Origin of the sequence: Streptomyces sp. NPDC059900, from assembly GCF_050270335.1 — a bacterium.
Taxonomy (GTDB): domain Bacteria; phylum Actinomycetota; class Actinomycetes; order Streptomycetales; family Streptomycetaceae; genus Streptomyces.
Window position 1 is genome coordinate 1 of record NZ_JBNNJZ010000134.1, and the last position, 17451, is coordinate 17451.

At 70.9% G+C, this 17451-nt stretch carries 18 protein-coding genes and 1 riboswitch; of the genes, 9 read left to right on the top strand and 9 right to left on the bottom strand.

Going from position 1 to position 17451, the window contains the following annotated elements:
* On the bottom strand, nucleotides 1–266 hold a 266-nt coding region (locus ACQKIP_RS19515; protein ID WP_427743564.1), incomplete at its 3' end, for an FAD-dependent oxidoreductase.
* A 129-nt stretch (nucleotides 267–395) separates the two neighbouring features.
* A riboswitch (TPP riboswitch) is annotated at nucleotides 396–509 on the top strand.
* Here ACQKIP_RS19515 and thiO point away from each other — a divergent pair.
* The 6 genes from thiO (at nucleotide 507) to ACQKIP_RS19545 (ending at nucleotide 6408) form a co-directional block, all read left to right on the top strand.
* On the top strand, nucleotides 507–1697 hold the full coding sequence (thiO, locus tag ACQKIP_RS19520; protein WP_365852767.1) for a glycine oxidase ThiO: 1191 nt from the start codon (nucleotides 507–509) through the stop codon (nucleotides 1695–1697). (Overlaps the previous riboswitch by 3 nt.)
* Nucleotides 1694–1912, top strand: a complete 219-nt coding sequence (gene thiS / locus ACQKIP_RS19525; RefSeq protein ID WP_365852765.1) for a sulfur carrier protein ThiS — start codon at nucleotides 1694–1696, stop codon at nucleotides 1910–1912. The genes thiO and thiS overlap by 4 nt, the downstream gene beginning before the upstream one ends.
* Before the next feature lie 6 nt (nucleotides 1913–1918).
* Nucleotides 1919–2713: a thiazole synthase gene (locus ACQKIP_RS19530; RefSeq protein WP_365852763.1), complete on the top strand. Its 795-nt coding sequence runs from the start codon at nucleotides 1919–1921 to the stop codon at nucleotides 2711–2713.
* A gap of 90 nt (nucleotides 2714–2803) precedes the next feature.
* On the top strand, nucleotides 2804–4771 hold the full coding sequence (gene pknB / locus ACQKIP_RS19535) for a Stk1 family PASTA domain-containing Ser/Thr kinase (protein ID WP_365852761.1): 1968 nt from the start codon (nucleotides 2804–2806) through the stop codon (nucleotides 4769–4771).
* An 88-nt stretch (nucleotides 4772–4859) separates the two neighbouring features.
* Nucleotides 4860–5744, top strand: a complete 885-nt coding sequence (locus ACQKIP_RS19540; RefSeq protein WP_365852759.1) for a deoxyribonuclease IV — start codon at nucleotides 4860–4862, stop codon at nucleotides 5742–5744.
* Nucleotides 5745–5874: 130 nt separating this feature from the next.
* Complete coding sequence (locus ACQKIP_RS19545; protein WP_365852757.1) at nucleotides 5875–6408, top strand: DUF4396 domain-containing protein; 534 nt, start codon at nucleotides 5875–5877, stop codon at nucleotides 6406–6408.
* Between the two features lie 36 nt (nucleotides 6409–6444).
* Here the strand turns inward: ACQKIP_RS19545 and ACQKIP_RS19550 are convergent, their stop codons facing one another.
* On the bottom strand, nucleotides 6445–7077 hold the full coding sequence (locus ACQKIP_RS19550) for a sulfite oxidase-like oxidoreductase (protein ID WP_365852755.1): 633 nt from the start codon (nucleotides 7075–7077) through the stop codon (nucleotides 6445–6447).
* Between the two features lie 174 nt (nucleotides 7078–7251).
* On the opposite strand from ACQKIP_RS19550, the gene bfr reads away from it, so the two are divergent.
* On the top strand, nucleotides 7252–7731 hold the full coding sequence (gene bfr / locus ACQKIP_RS19555) for a bacterioferritin (RefSeq protein WP_365852753.1): 480 nt from the start codon (nucleotides 7252–7254) through the stop codon (nucleotides 7729–7731).
* Here bfr and ACQKIP_RS19560 read toward each other — a convergent pair.
* Both ACQKIP_RS19560 and ACQKIP_RS19565 read right to left on the bottom strand, forming a co-directional pair.
* Complete coding sequence (locus tag ACQKIP_RS19560; RefSeq protein WP_365852751.1) at nucleotides 7728–7973, bottom strand: (2Fe-2S)-binding protein; 246 nt, start codon at nucleotides 7971–7973, stop codon at nucleotides 7728–7730. The genes bfr and ACQKIP_RS19560 overlap by 4 nt on opposite strands.
* Nucleotides 7974–8128: 155 nt before the next feature.
* Complete coding sequence (locus tag ACQKIP_RS19565; protein WP_365852749.1) at nucleotides 8129–9481, bottom strand: class II 3-deoxy-7-phosphoheptulonate synthase; 1353 nt, start codon at nucleotides 9479–9481, stop codon at nucleotides 8129–8131.
* Between the two features lie 284 nt (nucleotides 9482–9765).
* Here ACQKIP_RS19565 and ACQKIP_RS19570 point away from each other — a divergent pair, with 284 nt between their 5' ends.
* Nucleotides 9766–11646, top strand: coding sequence for an anthranilate synthase family protein (locus ACQKIP_RS19570; protein WP_365852747.1), 1881 nt, complete (start codon nucleotides 9766–9768; stop codon nucleotides 11644–11646).
* On the opposite strand, the gene ACQKIP_RS19575 is transcribed toward ACQKIP_RS19570, so the two are convergent.
* The 5 genes from ACQKIP_RS19575 to ACQKIP_RS19595 all read right to left on the bottom strand — a co-directional run bounded on the left by ACQKIP_RS19575 (nucleotide 11643) and on the right by ACQKIP_RS19595 (nucleotide 16687).
* Nucleotides 11643–12644 (bottom strand): 2-hydroxyacid dehydrogenase, encoded by a 1002-nt coding sequence (locus tag ACQKIP_RS19575; RefSeq protein WP_365852745.1) that lies wholly within the window; start codon nucleotides 12642–12644, stop codon nucleotides 11643–11645. The genes ACQKIP_RS19570 and ACQKIP_RS19575 overlap by 4 nt on opposite strands.
* A gap of 69 nt (nucleotides 12645–12713) precedes the next feature.
* Complete coding sequence (locus tag ACQKIP_RS19580) at nucleotides 12714–13751, bottom strand: 6-phosphofructokinase (protein ID WP_365852743.1); 1038 nt, start codon at nucleotides 13749–13751, stop codon at nucleotides 12714–12716.
* A gap of 134 nt (nucleotides 13752–13885) precedes the next feature.
* A complete protein-coding gene (locus tag ACQKIP_RS19585) occupies nucleotides 13886–14602 on the bottom strand; it encodes a response regulator (RefSeq protein ID WP_427743570.1) in 717 nt (238 codons plus the stop codon).
* Nucleotides 14599–15861 (bottom strand): MacS family sensor histidine kinase, encoded by a 1263-nt coding sequence (gene macS, locus ACQKIP_RS19590; RefSeq protein ID WP_365852741.1) that lies wholly within the window; start codon nucleotides 15859–15861, stop codon nucleotides 14599–14601. Before macS ends, ACQKIP_RS19585 begins: the two co-directional genes overlap by 4 nt.
* A gap of 79 nt (nucleotides 15862–15940) precedes the next feature.
* Nucleotides 15941–16687: a lysophospholipid acyltransferase family protein gene (locus tag ACQKIP_RS19595; RefSeq protein WP_365853448.1), complete on the bottom strand. Its 747-nt coding sequence runs from the start codon at nucleotides 16685–16687 to the stop codon at nucleotides 15941–15943.
* Nucleotides 16688–16847: 160 nt separating this feature from the next.
* Between ACQKIP_RS19595 and ACQKIP_RS19600 the strand changes: the two genes are divergently transcribed.
* Nucleotides 16848–17451 (top strand): alpha/beta hydrolase (locus ACQKIP_RS19600; RefSeq protein WP_427743572.1); only part of this gene is annotated, 604 nt, incomplete at its 3' end.

The following is a 17451-nucleotide window of genomic DNA, read 5'->3' on the forward strand; positions in this document are numbered from 1 at the left end:
GGGCGCACGCCCGTGACCTCGCGGCCCAGGCTCAGCTCGATGCCGAGTGCCCCGAAGTCGATGTCGAAGGCGGAGCTCTCCGCCTTGCCGAGCAGCACGGCCTTGGACAGCGGCGGCCTGTCGTACGGCTGGTGGGGTTCCGCGCCGATCAGGGTGACCGCACCGGCGAACCCCTGCTCGCGCAGGGCCACGGCGGTCTGCACCCCGGCCATCCCCGCGCCGACGATGACCACGCGCCGTTCTTCCTGCCTACGCTGCTCGCTCACCCGATCACTGTAGGACGGCGGACCGGGAGCGTCTCAGGGCCCGGCGAGGAGATCTCTGACACAACGTCACGGTCCCTGAGCGCACAGCTGCCCTACTGCGCCGGGGCGCCAAAGGCTAAGGTTGCCGTGCAGAACACTCGCGGGAGCCCGGACGCACCGGGCTGAGAGGGAGGCTGGAACGGCCTCCGACCGTACGAACCTGATCCGGGTCATGCCGGCGAAGGGAGGGGCTGGACGACCATGCATCCACACACACCACCCCACGGGACGACCGACGTCCTGATCGTGGGGGGCGGCATCATCGGCCTTGTCACGGCCTGGCGGGCGGCCCAGCGCGGCCTGTCCGCCGCGGTCGTCGACCCCGAACCGGGCGGCGGCGCGGCGCAGGTCGCCGCGGGCATGCTGGCCGCCGTCACCGAACTGCACTACGGGGAACAGGCGCTGCTCGGCCTCAATCTGGCCTCCGCGCAGCGCTATCCGGAGTTCGCGGCCGAGCTCGCCGAGGCGAGCGGCCGGGATCTGGGCTACCGCGCGTGCGGCACGCTCGCCGTCGCGCTCGACGCGGACGACCGCGCCCACCTGCGTGAGCTGCACGCCCTCCAGGAGCGGTCGGGGCTCACGTCGGAGTGGCTGAGCGGGCGCGAGTGCCGCCGCCTGGAGCCGATGCTCGCGCCCGGCGTGCGGGGCGGCCTGCGCGTCGACGGCGATCACCAGGTCGACCCGCGCAGGCTCGCCGCCGCGCTCCTGGTGGCCTGCGAGCGGGCGGGCGTGGTCTTCCACCGGGTGTGGGCGCAGCGCCTCTCGGTCGCGGCGGACCGGGCCACCGGAGTCGTCCTCGCCGACGGCACTGCCCTGGAGGCAGGCCAGACCGTGCTCGCCGGAGGCAGCCTCAGCGGGCGTCTTGCCGGGGTCCCCGACGGCGTCCTGCCGTCCGTGCGCCCCGTGAAGGGGCAGGTGCTGCGGCTGGCCGTGCCGCAGCGGTACGCGCCGTTCCTGAGCCGCACCGTGCGCGCCGTCGTGCGCGGCAGCAGCGTCTACCTGGTGCCCCGCGAGAACGGCGAGCTCGTCGTGGGCGCGACCACCGAGGAGCTCGGCTGGGACACGACGGTCACCGCGGGCGGCGTGTACGAGCTGCTCCGGGACGCCCACGAGCTCGTACCGGGCATCACGGAACTGCCGCTGACCGAGACCCGCGCGGGCCTGCGCCCCGGCTCCCCCGACAACGCGCCGCTGCTGGGCCCGACCGCGCTCCCCGGCCTCCAGCTGGCCACCGGCCACTACCGCAACGGCGTGCTTCTGACGCCCGTCACCGGTGACGTGATGGCGCACGCCCTGACCACCGGTGAACTGCCCGACGAGGCGCGGGGATTCACCCCGCTGCGCTTCGCCGACGCCTCCCTCACGCAGCGCTTCATGGAGCAGCCCGCATGACTCTTACCGGCGTTACAGCCGTCTCCGTCAACGGAGAAGCACGCGATGTGGCCGCGGGCACCACGCTCGAAGCCCTCGTGGCCACCCTCACCGCGGCCCCGTCCGGGGTCGCCGCCGCCCTCAACGAAACCGTCGTACCGCGCACGCGGTGGTCCGCGACGCCGCTCGCCGACGGGGACCGCGTCGAGATCCTCACCGCCGTCCAAGGAGGCTGAACCGACATGGCAGACGATCCCTTCGTCATCGGCGGGCTCACCCTTTCCTCGCGCCTGATCATGGGTACGGGCGGTGCGCCGAGCCTGGACATCCTCGAACGCTCCCTCGTCGCCTCCGGAACGGAGCTGACGACGGTCGCGATGCGCCGCCTCGATCCCGGCGTGCAGGGCTCCGTGCTCTCGGTGCTCGACCGGCTCGGCATCCGCGTCCTGCCGAACACCGCGGGCTGTTACACCGCGGGCGAGGCGGTCCTGACCGCCCGGCTCGCGCGGGAGGCGCTGGGCACCGACCTGGTCAAGCTGGAGGTCATCGCGGACGAGCGCACGCTGCTCCCCGACCCGATCGAGCTGATCGACGCCGCCGAGACACTGGTCGACGACGGCTTCACGGTCCTTCCGTACACGAACGACGACCCGGTCCTGGCCCGGAAGCTGGAGGACGCGGGCTGCGCGGCGATCATGCCGCTCGGCTCCCCCATCGGCTCCGGGCTCGGCATCCGCAACCCGCACAACTTCCAGCTGATCGTCGAGCGCGCGGGCGTGCCGGTGATCCTGGACGCGGGGGCGGGTACGGCGTCCGACGCGGCGCTCGCGATGGAGCTGGGGTGCGCGGGTGTGATGCTCGCCTCCGCCGTGACACGGGCGCAGGAGCCGGTCCTCATGGCCGAGGCCATGCGGCACGGGGTCGATGCGGGGCGGCTCGCGTACCGGGCCGGGCGGATCCCCCGCAGGCACTTCGCCGAGGCGTCGTCACCCGTGGAGGGAATGGCCCGGCTCGATCCGGAGCGGCCCGCCTTCTGATCTCCGGCGCCTGTTACAGGTCGGCTGCAGTCGGGGCCCGGGCCTGCCCGGGCGGGCATCGGTGTCAGCGGTGGCTCGTAGACTCCCCTCGTGGACACGACCCTTCAGGACCCGCTCGTCGGGCAGGTGCTCGACGGCCGCTATCGCGTGGACGGGCGGATCGCGGTCGGCGGGATGGCCACGGTCTACCGGGCCGTGGACACCCGCCTCGACCGCGTGCTCGCGCTCAAGGTGATGCACCCGACGCTGGCCGCCGACGTCTCGTTCGTCGACCGCTTCATCCGCGAGGCCAAGTCGATCGCCCGGCTCTCCCACCCGAACGTGGTGGGGGTGTACGACCAGGGCACCGACGGGGCGTACGTCTATCTGGCGATGGAGTACGTCGCCGGATGCACCCTGCGTGACGTGCTCCGCGAGCGCGGCGCCCTCCAGCCGCGCGCGGCCCTCGACATCCTGGAGCCGGTCCTCGCCGCGCTCGGCGCCGCGCACCGCGCGGGGTTCGTGCACCGCGACATGAAGCCGGAGAACGTCCTCATAGGGGACGACGGCCGGGTGAAGGTCGCCGACTTCGGGCTCGTGCGGGCGGTGGACACCGTCACGAACACGACGGGCACGGTCCTTGGCACCGTCTCCTATCTGGCCCCCGAGCAGATAGAGCACGGCACGGCCGACACACGCGTGGACGTGTACGCATGCGGTGTCGTGCTCTACGAAATGCTGACCGGCGCCAAGCCGCACTCCGGTGAGTCGCCCGCCCAGGTGCTCTACCAGCACCTCCACGAGGACGTGCCGCCCCCGTCGGCGGCCGTCCCCGGTCTGGCCGTCGAGCTCGACGAGCTGGTGGCCTCCGCCACCGCCCGCAACCCCGACGTCCGCCCGCACGACGCGGTGGCGCTCCTCGGGCAGGCCAGGCACGCGCGGGCAGCGCTCTCCCTGGAGCAGCTGGACGCGGTGCCCCCGCAGGCCCTCTCGGCGGAGCACGGGCCGCGCGACACCTCCGAGGACCGTACGAACGTGATCCCGCGCGCGGGATCGGCCGTACAGCTGCCGCTCCCCACGGACGGCGTCCAGGACCAGCCCAGCCGCCAGGACGAGCTCAACCGCACGAGCATCCTCGCCACGCCGCCCCCGGAGCCGCCGGCCGCTCCCGGCCGCAGGGGACGCGCCAATCCGCGCCGCGGGGTCCTGGCGATCGTCGCGGCCGTCCTGCTGGCGCTCGGCGTCGGCGCGGGCGTCTGGTACATCAACTCCGGCCAGTTCACGAAGGTCCCGCCGCTCCTGGCGAAGAGCGAGTCGGCGGCCAAGAAGCGCCTCGACGAGACCGGGCTCGACGTCAAGGACATCAAGCGCGCCTACAGCGACACGGACAAGCGCGGCACGGTCATGGCCACCGACCCCAAGGCGGGCGAGCGCATCCGTGACAACGGCAGCGTGACGCTGACCATCTCCAGGGGCCCGGAGATCGTGAAGGTCCCCGACCTCGAGGGCCGTCCCCTGACCGAGGCCAGGAACAAGCTCAAGGACGCCGGGCTCGCTCCCGGCATGACGAAGCGGGCCTTCAGCGACGAGGTCCGCAAGGGCTCCGTGATCAGCACGGAGCCGGAGACCGGCACCAAGCGCAAGGCGGGCTCCGCCATCACGCTCGTCGTCAGCAAGGGCCGCGAGGTCGAGGTTCCCGACGTGACGGGTGACTCGCGGGCCGACGCGACCTCCGAGCTGGAGGAGGCAGGTCTCAAAGTCAAGATCGAGACCGAGCGGGTCACCTCCGAGGAGGACAAGGGCACCGTCGTCGAACAGTCCCCCAGGGAGGGCGAGAAGCGGCTCGCCGAGGGCGACACGGTCACGCTGACGCTCTCCAAGGGCCCCGAGATGATCGAGGTCCCGGACATCGAGGGCATGAGCGTCGACGAGGCCACGCAGGAGCTGGAGGGCGCGGGCTTCGAGGTCGACGAGGACCGCGGTCTGCTCGGGATCTTCGGCGACAAGGTGGAGAGCCAGTCCGTGGAGGGCGGCGACGAGGCCCCCAAGGGCTCGACGATCACGATCAAGATCCGGTAGCCGCCGTCCGGGGCCTGTGGCGCACGTCGCGGGCCCCGGACGGCATCCGCCGACGGCGCCGCCACGCGCGCGTGCCATCCTGGAGCGGGTGAGCAGCAACGACTCCCCCAGCATCCCGTCCCGCAATCCCGTGGGCGGCCATGTGCCCGTGGCCGGCGGACTCGCCTCCGTAGGACTTTCGTACGCCCGTGAGCTCGGCGCCGAGGCCGTCCAGGTCTTCGTGGCCAACCCGCGCGGCTGGGCGACGCCGAGCGGCAATCCGAAGCAGGACGAGGATTTCCGTGCGGCCTGCGCCGCCGAGCGGATTCCCGCGTACGTCCACGCGCCCTATCTCATCAACTTCGGCTCGCACACCGAGGCGACCGTCGAGAAGTCCGTGGAGTCCCTTCGCCACTCGCTGCGCCGCGGCCGTGAGATCGGCGCGCTCGGCGTGGTCGTGCACACCGGCTCCGCGACCGGCGGCCGGGACCGCGCGGTCGCCCTGGCGCAGGTGCGCGAGCGGATGCTGCCGCTCCTGGACGAGCTGACGCACGACGACGACCCCTTCCTCCTCCTGGAGTCGACCGCGGGCCAGGGCTTCTCGCTCTGCTCCCGCACCTGGGACTTCGGCCCGTACTTCGAGGCGCTCGACGCCCACCCGAAGCTGGGCGTCTGCCTGGACACCTGCCACATCTTCGCGGCGGGGCACGATCTGGCCGGGCCCGGCGGCATGAAGCAGACCCTCGACCTGCTGGTGGACACCGTCGGCGAGGGCCGCCTGAAGCTGGTGCACGCCAATGACTCCAAGGACGTGGTCGGCGCCCACAAGGACCGGCACGAGAACATCGGCACCGGCCACATCGGCGAGGAGCCCTTCCGGGAGCTGATGACCCACCCGGCGACCGAGAACGTCCCGCTGATCATCGAGACGCCCGGCGGCAAGGAGGGCCACGCGGCGGACGTGGCGCGCCTGAAGGAGCTCAGGAGCAACTAGACACCCCGGACCGAGAGACCCCGGACAACTCAACACCTCAGAGGCCTCAGAGATCCCTTGAGGAATACCCCCCAGGGGTATACGGTTCCTGTCAGACGGCAGGAACCGCTCTTCGACGTTGGGGGATCTCATGCAGCACGACGCACACGCCGAGCACGCGCACCACGGCCACGGCCACGGCCACGGCCACGATCACGGTGGGCACCACGAGGCGCACGGCACCGGGAAGACCAGCTGGCGGATGGCGGCCCTGGCGACCCTGCACTGCCTCACCGGGTGCGCCATCGGCGAGATCCTCGGCATGGTCATCGGCACCGCCCTCGGCTGGAGCAACCTGCAGACGATGATCCTCGCGATCATCCTGGCCTTCTTCTTCGGCTACGCCCTGACGCTGCGCGGCATCCTCGCGGCGGGCGTCGATTTCAGGACGGCGTTCCGGGTCGCGCTGGCCGCGGACACCCTGTCCATCGCGGTGATGGAGCTCATCGACAACGGCGTGATCGCGCTCTGGCCGGGAGCGATGGACGCCCACCTGTCGGACCCCATGTTCTGGTGGATCCTCGCCATCGCCCTGGCCGCCGCCTTCGTGGTCACCACTCCGGTCAACAAGTGGCTGATCGGTCGCGGCAAGGGCCACGCCGTGGTGCACCAGTACCACCACTGACCTGCGAGAACAGCCCGAAGGGGCCAGCGGCGGGAACTAGAGCTCGGGGCCGTCCCCGGGCTCTTCCTGGTAGGAGTAGCGCTGCTCGGTCCAGGGGTCGCCGACATTGTGATAGCCGCGTTCCTCCCAGAAGCCGCGGCGGTCGGCGGTCATGTACTCGACGCCGCGGACCCACTTCGGGCCCTTCCAGGCGTACAGGTGCGGCACCACGAGCCGCAGCGGAAAACCGTGCTCCGCGGTCAGCAGCTCGCCCCCTTTGTGGGTGGCGAAAATCGTGCGCTCGTCCATGAAGTCGGCCATCCGCAGGTTCGAGCTGAAGCCGTACTCGGCCCAGACCATCACATGCGTGGCTTCGGGCGCGGGCGGCGCGATGTCGAGCAGCGCACGAGCGGTCACACCGCCCCATTCGGCGCCCAGCATGCTGAACTTCGTGACGCAGTGCAGATCGCCGACCACGGTGGCGTACGGAAGGGCCGAGAACTCCTCGTGGGTCCAGCAGTGCTTGTCCCCGTCGGCGGTGGCGCCGAAGACCCTGAACTCCCAGCGCTCCGGGCGGAACTTCGGCACCGGGCCGTAGTGCGTGACCGGCCAGCCCCGCTGGAGTCGCTGGCCCGGCGGGAGCTCCGGCTCCACTGCTTCCCGAGATGCGCGATCCGCCGGCTGACCCATGTCTCCATCCTGACAGACCCGGGTAGGTGAACGTGACCACGAGGCCGCAGGCGGACCCCGGCAGGACGTTGATTGGGGCAACTCCTACTAAGCATGCACTTACTGGACGGTCTTCGACACCGGTGCAAGGATGCGCGGAACCTGCCCAGTTACCACGTGGAAGGAGCCTCTGCGATGCAGGGCGACCCCGAGGTCATCGAATTTCTCAACGAGCAGCTGACCGCCGAGCTCACGGCGATCAACCAGTACTTTCTGCACGCCAAGATGCAGGAGAACTTCGGCTGGCCGAAGCTCGCGAAGTACACCCGGTCCGAGTCGATCGACGAGATGAAGCACGCGGAGATCCTGACCGACCGGATTCTCTTCCTCGACGGCCTGCCCAATTACCAGCGGCTCTTCCACGTACGCGTGGGCCAGACCGTCACGGAGATGTTCCAGGCCGACCGGCAGATCGAGGCGGAGGCGATCGACCGCCTCCGGCGCGGGATCGAAGTGATGCGCGGCAAGGGAGACATCACTTCCGCGAATATCTTCGAGTCGATCCTGGCGGACGAGGAGCACCACATCGACTATCTCGACACCCAGCTCGAACTGGTCGAGAAGCTGGGTGAGCCGCTCTACATCTCGCAGCTCATCGAGCAGCCGGAAAGCTAGGCGGCCTCGTCCAGGCCGGCGTCCACGCCCGTGAGGACGGGCTTGCCCTGGTCGGCCAGCGCCCTGCGGGGGCACGTGCCCCGGCCCAGGAGCGCCTGGATGCTCCGGACGCACGAACCGCAGTCGGTGCCCGCCTTGCTGGCGGACGCTATCTGGCGGGGCGTGCAGGCACCGTCCGCCGCGTGCTGCTTCACCTGCGCCTCGGTCACCCCGAAGCAGTTGCAGACGTACACGCGGTTCACCTCCCGGAGCAGGACTAATCGGCGGCGCCGTCCCGATTAATCGGTGAGGCTAACCTAACCTTACCCACGACCCCGGGTCCACAAAAGCCCCCGATACGCCGGTGGGGCACGGATCACATGGATCCGTGCCCCACCGTCGCGTCTCGCGGGAATACCTACTGGTCGCGGTACATCTCCGCCACCAGGAACGCCAGGTCCAGGGACTGGCTGCGGTTCAGGCGCGGGTCGCAGGCCGTCTCGTAGCGCTGGTGCAGGTCGTCGACGAAGATCTCGTCGCCGCCGCCCACGCACTCGGTGACGTCGTCACCGGTGAGCTCGACGTGGATGCCGCCCGGGTGCGTGCCCAGGCCCTTGTGGACCTCGAAGAAGCCCTTGACCTCGTCGAGCACGTCGTCGAAGCGGCGGGTCTTGTGACCGGATGCCGCCTCGAAGGTGTTGCCGTGCATCGGGTCGGTGACCCAGGCGACGGTCGCGCCGGACGCGGTGACCTTCTCGACCAGCTCGGGGAGCTTGTCCCTGACCTTGTCGGCGCCCATGCGGACGATGAAGGTGAGGCGGCCGGGCTCGCGGTCCGGGTCGAGGCGCTCGATGTACTGAAGCGCCTCCTCCGTGGTCGTCGTCGGGCCGAGCTTGATGCCGATGGGGTTGCGCACCTTGGAGGCGAACTCGATGTGCGCGCCGTCCAGTTGACGGGTGCGCTCACCGATCCAGACCATGTGGCCCGAGGTGTCGTAGAGCCGCCCGGTGCGCGAGTCCACCCGGGTGAGGGCCGACTCGTAGTCGAGCAGGAGCGCCTCGTGCGAGGCGTAGAACTCGACGGTCTTGAACTCCTCCGGGTCCGTCCCGCAGGCGCGCATGAAGTTGAGCGCGTTGTCGATCTCGCGCGCCAGCTGTTCGTAGCGCTGGCCCGAGGGGGACGACTTCACGAAGTCCTGGTTCCAGGCGTGCACCTGGCGCAGGTCGGCGTAGCCGCCGGTGGTGAAGGCGCGCACCAGGTTGAGCGTCGACGCGGAGGCGTTGTACATCCGCTTCAGGCGCTCGGGGTCCGGGACGCGGGACTTCTCGTCGAAGTCGAAGCCGTTGACCGAGTCGCCGCGGTACGTCGGCAGGGTCACGCCGTCGCGGGTCTCGGTGCCCTTGGAGCGCGGCTTCGAGTACTGACCCGCGATGCGGCCGACCTTCACGACGGGCACGGAGGCCGCGTACGTGAGGACGGCGCCCATCTGGAGCAGCGTCTTCAGCTTGTTCCGGATGTGGTCGGCCGACACGGCGTCGAAGGCCTCGGCGCAGTCGCCGCCCTGAAGCAGGAACGCCTCTCCCTTGGCGACGGAGGCCAGTCGGGCGCGCAGCTGGTCGCACTCGCCCGCGAAGACGAGCGGCGGATACGACTCGAGGTCCGCGATCACATCGCGCAGAGCCTCGGCATCGGGGTACTCAGGCTGCTGCGCCGCGGGAAGGTCTCGCCAGGTGTTGCCACCGGAAGGGGTGGTCTTAGCGTTCACGGTCACCCGCACAACATTACGGGGTGATGACCGCCGTCCATCCCCCCGCTCACGAAGTGAGACGGACCCGACACAGCGGGGCGTCGGAGGCCGGGAGATGCGCTAGGGTGCGGGGCATGTACACGCAGACGAACCGAAACTGGTGGTGGCCCGCTCATCCGGCGGCCCACTGATTCTGCGCGTATCGAGACTCGCGAAGGCCGCCCGAGGGGCGGCCTTCAGTGTTTTCCGGACCAGGGTCCGGGAGAGCCGGGCCGTTCCTCTCCGAGTGAGAAGGAACAAGACCCGACATGAACACCCCGGACGCCCCGGACACCCCGGACCAGCTCGCCGCCCTGCTGACCGACGACCGCCCCTTCGCCGTGCTGCGCCGCCGTACGCCCGGCCATGACCACGACACGGTCGAGGTCCTGATCGGCGCGGTCGGCACGTACGACCGGCTCGCCGACATCCCCGACGAGGGCCTGGCCCTGATCCCCTTCCGGCAGATCAGGGAGCGCGGATTCGACGTGCGCGACGACGGCACGCCGCTCGCGGTCCTGACCCCGGAAGAGACGTACGAGCTGCCGCTCTCCGCGGCCCTCGCGGCGCTGCCCGCGCATGACGTGCGCGTCGAGGGCGGGGCCTTCGACGTCGACGACGCCGCGTACGGGGAGATCGTCGGGCGGGTCCTGCGCGAGGAGATCGGGCGGGGCGAGGGCGCGAACTTCGTGATCCGGCGGACGTACGAGGGCCAGATCCCCGGCTTCTCCAGGGCGGACGCCCTGGCGCTCTTCCGCAGGCTGCTCGTAGGCGAGCGCGGCGCGTACTGGACGTACGTCGTGCACACCGGGGAGCGCACGCTGGTCGGTGCGAGCCCCGAGGTGCATGTGCGGATGTCCGGCGGGACGGTCGTCATGAACCCGATCAGCGGGACGTACCGCTACCCGGCCGAGGGCCCCACGGCGGACGATCTGCTCGGCTTCCTCGCCGACGGCAAGGAGACCGAGGAGCTGTCGATGGTCGTCGACGAGGAGCTCAAGATGATGTGCACGGTCGGCGACATGGGCGGTGTCGTCGTCGGGCCGCGGCTCAAGGAGATGGCCCACCTCGCGCACACCGAGTACGAACTGCGGGGCAAGTCCTCGCTCGACGCGCGCGAGGTCCTCAAGGAGACGATGTTCGCGGCGACCGTCACCGGCTCGCCCGTGCAGAACGCCTGCCGCGTCATCGAACGCCACGAAGCGGGCGGGCGCGGCTACTACGCGGGCGCCCTGGCCCTCATCGGGCGCGACGCGGGCGACGCGCAGACCCTGGACTCCCCCATCCTGATCCGCACCGCCGACATCTCCGCGGACGGAAAGCTGCGGGTCCCGGTCGGCGCGACGCTGGTGCGCGGCTCCGACCCGGCGGGCGAGGTCGCCGAGACCCACGCGAAGGCGGCCGGCGTCCTCGCCGCCCTCGGGGTCCGTCCCGGCCGGCCCCGCGACGAGCGCGTACGCCCCGCCCTGGCCGACGACCCGCGGGTGCGGGCGGCGCTCGACCGCCGGCGGGCCGGGCTCGCGCCGTTCTGGCTGCGGATGCAGGAGCAGACGGCCGAGCTGTCCGGGCACGCCCTGGTGATCGACGGCGAGGACACGTTCACGGCGATGCTGGCGCATCTGCTGCGCTCATCGGGCCTGACGGTCTCCGTACGCCGCTACGACGAGCCGGGCCTGCGGGACGCGGTGCGCGCGCACGAGGGCCCGCTGGTCCTGGGCCCCGGCCCCGGTGACCCCTCGGACACCGCGGACCCGAAGATGACCTTCCTGCGCTCACTGGCCGCCGACGCCGTCCGCGATCACCGGCACGGCGTCCTGGGCGTCTGCCTCGGCCATGAGCTCCTGGCCGCCGAGCTCGGTCTGGAGATCGTCCGCAAGGAGGTGCCCTACCAGGGCGCCCAGACGCGGATCGACCTGTTCGGGCGGCCGGAGACGGTCGGCTTCTACAACAGCTTCGTCGCCCGCTGCGACGAGGAGACGTCCCTGGAACTGGCCGCGCACGGCATCGAGGTCAGCAGGGACCCGGCCACCGGAGAGGTGCACGCGCTGCGGGGCCGCGGTTTCGCGGGCGTCCAGTTCCACCCGGAATCGGTGCTCTCGATCCGGGGGACGGCGATCGTGCGGGAGCTGCTCTCGGGGGTCCTCGTCTAAGTCGGGGCCGCCGGGACCAGCACGTTCTCGCTGCGGCGGCCCTCCCGGTAATCCAGGACGTTCTGCACCGTGGCCTCGACGATCTGACCGACCGCGTCCACGGTGTAGTACGCCTGGTGCGAGGTGACCACGACGTTCGGGAAGGTCACCAGGCGGGCCAGGGTGTCGTCCGTGACGGCTTCGAGGGACTTGTCGAGGAAGAAGAGCCCGGCCTCCGCCTCGTACACGTCGAGCCCGACGCCCGCGAAGCGGCCCGCCCGCAGCTCGGAGACCAGGGCGTCGGTGTCGATCAGGCCGCCGCGGCTTGAATTCACCAGGATCGCGTCGTCCTTCATCATCCGCAGCGCGTCGGCGCCGATGATGTGCTGCGTGGCGGGGAGCAGCGGGACGTGCAGGCTGATCAGGTCGGCTTCGGCGAAGAGCCGGTCCTTGTCGACGTACTCCATGCCGAGTTCGACGCAGGCCGGGTTGCGCGCGACGTCCCAGCCGAGCAGGCGCATGCCGAAGCCGTGCGCGATCCGGGTGAACGCCTCGCCGATCTTCCCGGTGCCGAGCACGCCGACCGTGCGGCCCCGCAGGTCCCGGCCCATGAGCCCGTCGAGCCTGAAGTCGAAGTCACGGGTGCGGTTGCCGGCCCGGACGATACGGCGGTTGACGGCCATCGCCAGGGTCCAGGCGAACTCGGCCACGGAGTACGGCGAGTAGTACGAGACGCGGGAGATGGTGAGGCCGAGGCGTTCGGCGACCCGGAGATCGATGTTGTTGAACCCGGTCGAACGCTGGGCGATCATCCGCGTGCCGCCCGCGGCGAGGATCTCCAGGACACGGCCGCCCAGATCGGCGTTGACGCTGGTGGAGACGGCCTCGTGGCCCGCGGCGATGGGGGCGGTGTCCTCGGTGAGGAAGACGTCCAGGCACCGGACGTCGTGGTGTCCCGCGAAGGCCTTCTCGATCAGCGGCTTCTCGTCGGCCTGCACGCCGAAGGCGAGGATCTCCATGCCGGGGAGTCTATGTACCGCCCGGTGGGACGGCACCCGGAGCGCCGGGCGCCGTCCCACCCGGACGTCTCAGCCGAAGAAGACCCCGACCTCGGAGTACAGCTTCGGGTCCACCGTCTTCAGCCGGGCCGTCGCCTCGGAGATCGGCACCCGCACGATGTCCGTGCCCTGGAGCGCGACCATCTTCCCGAAGTCGCCGTCCCGCACGGCCTCGATCGCGTGCAGGCCGAAGCGCGTGGCCAGCCACCGGTCGAAGGCGCTCGGCGTCCCGCCGCGCTGGACGTGCCCGAGGACGGTCGTCCGCGCCTCCTTCCCCGTTCGGTCCTCGATCTCCTTGGCCAGCCACTCCCCCACGCCCGAGAGCCGCACATGCCCGAAGGAATCCTGCGACCCGTCCTTGAGGACCATCTCGCCGTCCTTGGGCATGGCCCCTTCGGCGACGACGACGATCGGCGCGTACGAGGCCTTGAAACGCGAGGTCACCCAGGCACACACCTGGTCGACGTCGAAGCGCTGCTCCGGGATGAGGATGACGTTGGCGCCCCCGGCGAGCCCGGAGTGCAGCGCGATCCAGCCCGCGTGCCGCCCCATGACCTCGACCACGAGGACCCGCATGTGGGACTCGGCGGTCGTGTGGAGCCGGTCGATGGCCTCGGTGGCGATGCCCACGGCGGTGTCGAAGCCGAAGGTGTAGTCCGTGGCGGACAGGTCGTTGTCGATCGTCTTCGGTACGCCGACGACGTTGATGCCGTACTCGTCGGTGAGCCGCGCGGCGACGCCGAGGGTGTCCTCGCCGCCGATCGCGATGAGGGACTCGACCTCGTGCTTGGCGAGGTTCTCCTTGATGCGCCGGACGCCGTTCTCCTCCTTGAGCGGGTTCGTGCGCGAGGAGCCGAGGATGGTGCCGCCGCGGGGCAGGATGCCCCGTACGGCAGGGATGTCGAGCGGGACGGTGGCGCCCTCCAGGGGGCCGCGCCAGCCGTCCCGGAAGCCGACGAAGTCATAGCCGTACTCCTGCACGCCCTTGCGGACGACGCCCCGGATGACGGCGTTGAGCCCGGGGCAGTCGCCGCCTCCGGTCAGTACTCCGATTTTCGTGGCCGCCATGGAAACGTCCCTTCGCCTCAGTGACCTGATGCGGGTCACGCTAATGGTGATCCAGGTCACTCAGGGACGGTGCGGATGGTCAATTCCTGGCCGGAACACGGGAGTTGATCACGCGGGTTCACTCTTACGGGGGGTCACGCGTCGTCGAGACCCCGCTCGATCGCGTACCGCACGAGCTCCACGCGGTTGTGCAGCTGGAGCTTGCCCAGGGTGTTCTGCACGTGGTTCTGCACGGTGCGGTGCGAGATGACCAGGCGTTCGGCGATCTGCTTGTAGCTCAGCCCCTTGGCGACGAGCCGGAGCACCTCGGTCTCGCGGTCGGTGAGCTGCGGGGCCTTCGGCTCGTCCGGGGCGCCGGGCACCGGATCGGACGCCAGGCGGCGGTACTCGCCGAGGACGAGGCCCGCGAGGCCCGGCGTGAAGACCGTGTCGCCGACGGCCGTGCGGCGCACCGCGTCGGTGAGCTCGGCCGTCGACGCCGACTTCAGGAGATAGCCGGTGGCGCCGGACTTGACCGCCTCCAGGACGTCGGCGTGCTCGCCGCTGGCCGACAGGACGAGCACCCGCAGGGCGGGGTTGGCGCCGACGAGTTCCTTGCAGACCTGGACGCCCGGCTTCAGGGGCAGGTTCAGGTCGAGCACGAGGACGTCGGGGGCGGCGGCCTGTGCGCGGCGCACGGCCTGCTCGCCGTCGCCCGCCGTGGCGACCACGTCGAACCCGGCCTCCGTGAGGTCGCGGGCGACCGCGTCCCGCCACATCGGATGGTCGTCGACGACCATGACCCTGACCGGGGCTGTGTTGCCGGTGTCGCCCTGGCCGGCCCCGCCGCCGTACTGATGCTGCTCGCTCATCGTTCCTTTCCTGCCTTCCCCCGTGTGCGGCCCGCGTCCGGCACACCCTGTGCGGCCCGCGGGACCCTGAGTTCCACTTCTGTCCCCTGGCCCGGCACCGAGATCAGCTCGGCCGTGCCTCCGATGTCCCGCAGGCGCCCCCGGATCGACAGGGCGACACCGAGCCGCCCCTCCCCCTCGGCCTCCGCGAGACGCCCCTCGGGGATGCCGGGGCCGTCGTCCCGGACCGTCACGATCACGGCGTCCGGTTCGTCCTCCACCAGGATCCAGGCACCGGCGTCCGGGCCCGCGTGCCGGTGGACGTTGTCCAGGGCGGCGCCCACCGCGGCGGCGAGTTCCCGGGCGGCCCGAGGCGCCAGGGCCACCGGGGCGCCCGGCTCCGAGACGGTCACCTTCGCGCCCGCGTACGGGAAGAGCAGCGAGCGCAGGTCACAGGGCTCGCCGTCATCGGCACCCGCATGATCTTCGGGCTCCTCCACCGCGCGGACCACGGCTCCGAGCGAGGCGTCCTCCGACTCGTGCGACGTCCGGACCAGACCGCCCGCCACCAGGGTGCGCAGGGCGACCTCCTGCTCGCCCGCCATCCTGCCGAGCTCCGCCGCCTCGCCGCCGAGGGCGCTGCCGCGCCGCTGCACCATCGCCAGGACCTGGAGCACGCTGTCGTGGATGTCGCGGGCGAGGCGCTCCCGCTCGCGGGTCGCGGCCTCGATCTCCAGGGCGCGGGCGAGGGTGCGCTCGGAGGCGCGGGCCACCTCGACGACGTAGCCGATGGCGATGGACGCGATGCAGACGAGCAGGACGTTGTGGAGCGTGTCCTGGGTGGGGCTGCCGCGCTGCGCGATGTTGGCGGCGCCGACGAGGGCCGACGCGAAGGCCGCCCACCGCCAGCCGCCCTTGATCGCGAAGGCGAGCACCGCGCCCGCCGTCCATATGGACGGCAGCGTCGGGCCGTCGTGCACGATCCGCTGGTGCGAGTCGGCGACCGGCGTGAGCAGGATGCCGACGAGCGCGATGGTCAGGTCGGTGACCAGGAACCGCTTGGTGCAGCTCGCCGCGTTCGCGACCTTCGGCAGCGTGCCCAGGGTCCAGCCGGCGAGCACCACGTAGAACGCGACGGCCACCCAGGGGCGGTCGAACTTCTCGTGCGCGGCCACGAACAGGCCGATCGCGTACAGCATCGTCAGTACGCGATAGCCCGTGAGCGCACGCCACAGCGGCTGCTCGACCGACATCCTCATGACACGCACACGCTTGGTCATGTCCCCCACCCCTTGGGCCGCCGGCGGCTTCCCCTCGCGCCCGCTCCCCTGTAGACCCGCTCCCCCTGCACTGACGCGATCAGGCGCCGGAGCGTTCCTTGTCCGCCGCCGCGGCGGCTTTCTCCGCCCTCTTCCCGGCTTCCTTCTCGGCCTTCGCCGCGTCCGACATCCGGCGCTTGGCCGCCGTGGCGTACTCGTCGACGTACTCCTGGCCGGACAGCTTCATGATTTCGTACATGACCTCGTCGGTCACCGCCCGCAGGACGAACCGGTCGTGCTCCATGCCGTGGTACCGGGTGAAATCGAGCGGCTTGCCGATCCTGATGCCGGGCCGCATCAGCTTCGGGAGCACCTTGCCGGGCGGCTGGATCTTCTCGGTGTCGATCATCGCGACCGGGAGCACGGGCGCCCCGGTGGCCAGGGCCACGCGCGCGAGGCCGCCTGGCTTGCCACGGTAGAGCCTGCCGTCGGGCGAACGGGTGCCTTCCGGGTAGATGCCGAAGAGCTCACCCCGCTCCAGGACCTCGATGCCGCTCTTGATGGCCGCCTCGCCCGCGCCCCGGCCGCCGGAGCGGTCCACGGGCAGCTGGCCCACGCCCTTGAAGAAGGCCGCGGTGAGCTTGCCCTTCACGCCCGGCGACGTGAAGTACTCCGCCTTCGCGATGAAGGTGACCTTGCGGTCGAGGACCGCGGGCAGGAAAAAGGAGTCCGAGAACGACAGGTGGTTGCTTGCCAGGACGGCCGGCCCCTCGGCGGGTACGTTCTCAAGGCCCTCCACCCAGGGCCTGAAGCCGAGCTTCAGCGGCCCGCCGATGGCGACCTTCATTGCGCCGTAGATCAAACCGAGTGCCTCCTGTTAAGTGTGGATCAGACCATAACCCGCAGTAAGCCCAAAGAGCCCGACGGCCCTGGTCGGTGTCAGTCCGGTCGCGTACCGTGAAGTACTCCTCGAATCCCCGCTGCCACACCTCACGAAGGAGACCGAAGTGCCGGTCCTCCCCGGAGCCGAGCCGTACCGCCACGAGGGCGGCGAGGTCGGCGTCCTCCTCTGTCACGGCTTCACCGGTTCCCCCCAGTCCCTGCGCCCCTGGGCCGAGTACCTCGCGGGCCGCGGCCTGACCGTCTCGCTCCCGCTCCTTCCCGGCCACGGCACGCGCTGGGAGGACCTCCAGGTCACCGGCTGGCAGGACTGGTACGCGGAGGTGGAGCGCGAGCTGCGCGCGCTGCGGGAGCGGTGCACGGACGTCTTCGTCTTCGGTCTCTCCATGGGCGGCGCGCTCACGCTGCGTCTGGCCGCGAAGCACGGGGACGAGGTGCGGGGCATCGTCCTGGTGAACCCGGCGAACAAGGTGCACGGCCTGGCCGCGCACGCCCTGCCGCTCGCCCGGCACCTGGTGCCCTCGACCAAGGGCATCGCCAGCGACATCGCCCTGGAGGGCTCGGTCGAGATCGGGTACGACCGGGTTCCGCTGCACGCGGCGCACTCGATGCGCCGGTTCTTCCAGCGGCTCGACCGTGAACTGCCGCAGGTGACGCAGCCGTTGCTGCTGCTGCACAGCCCGCAGGACCACGTGGAGCCGCCGGCGGACT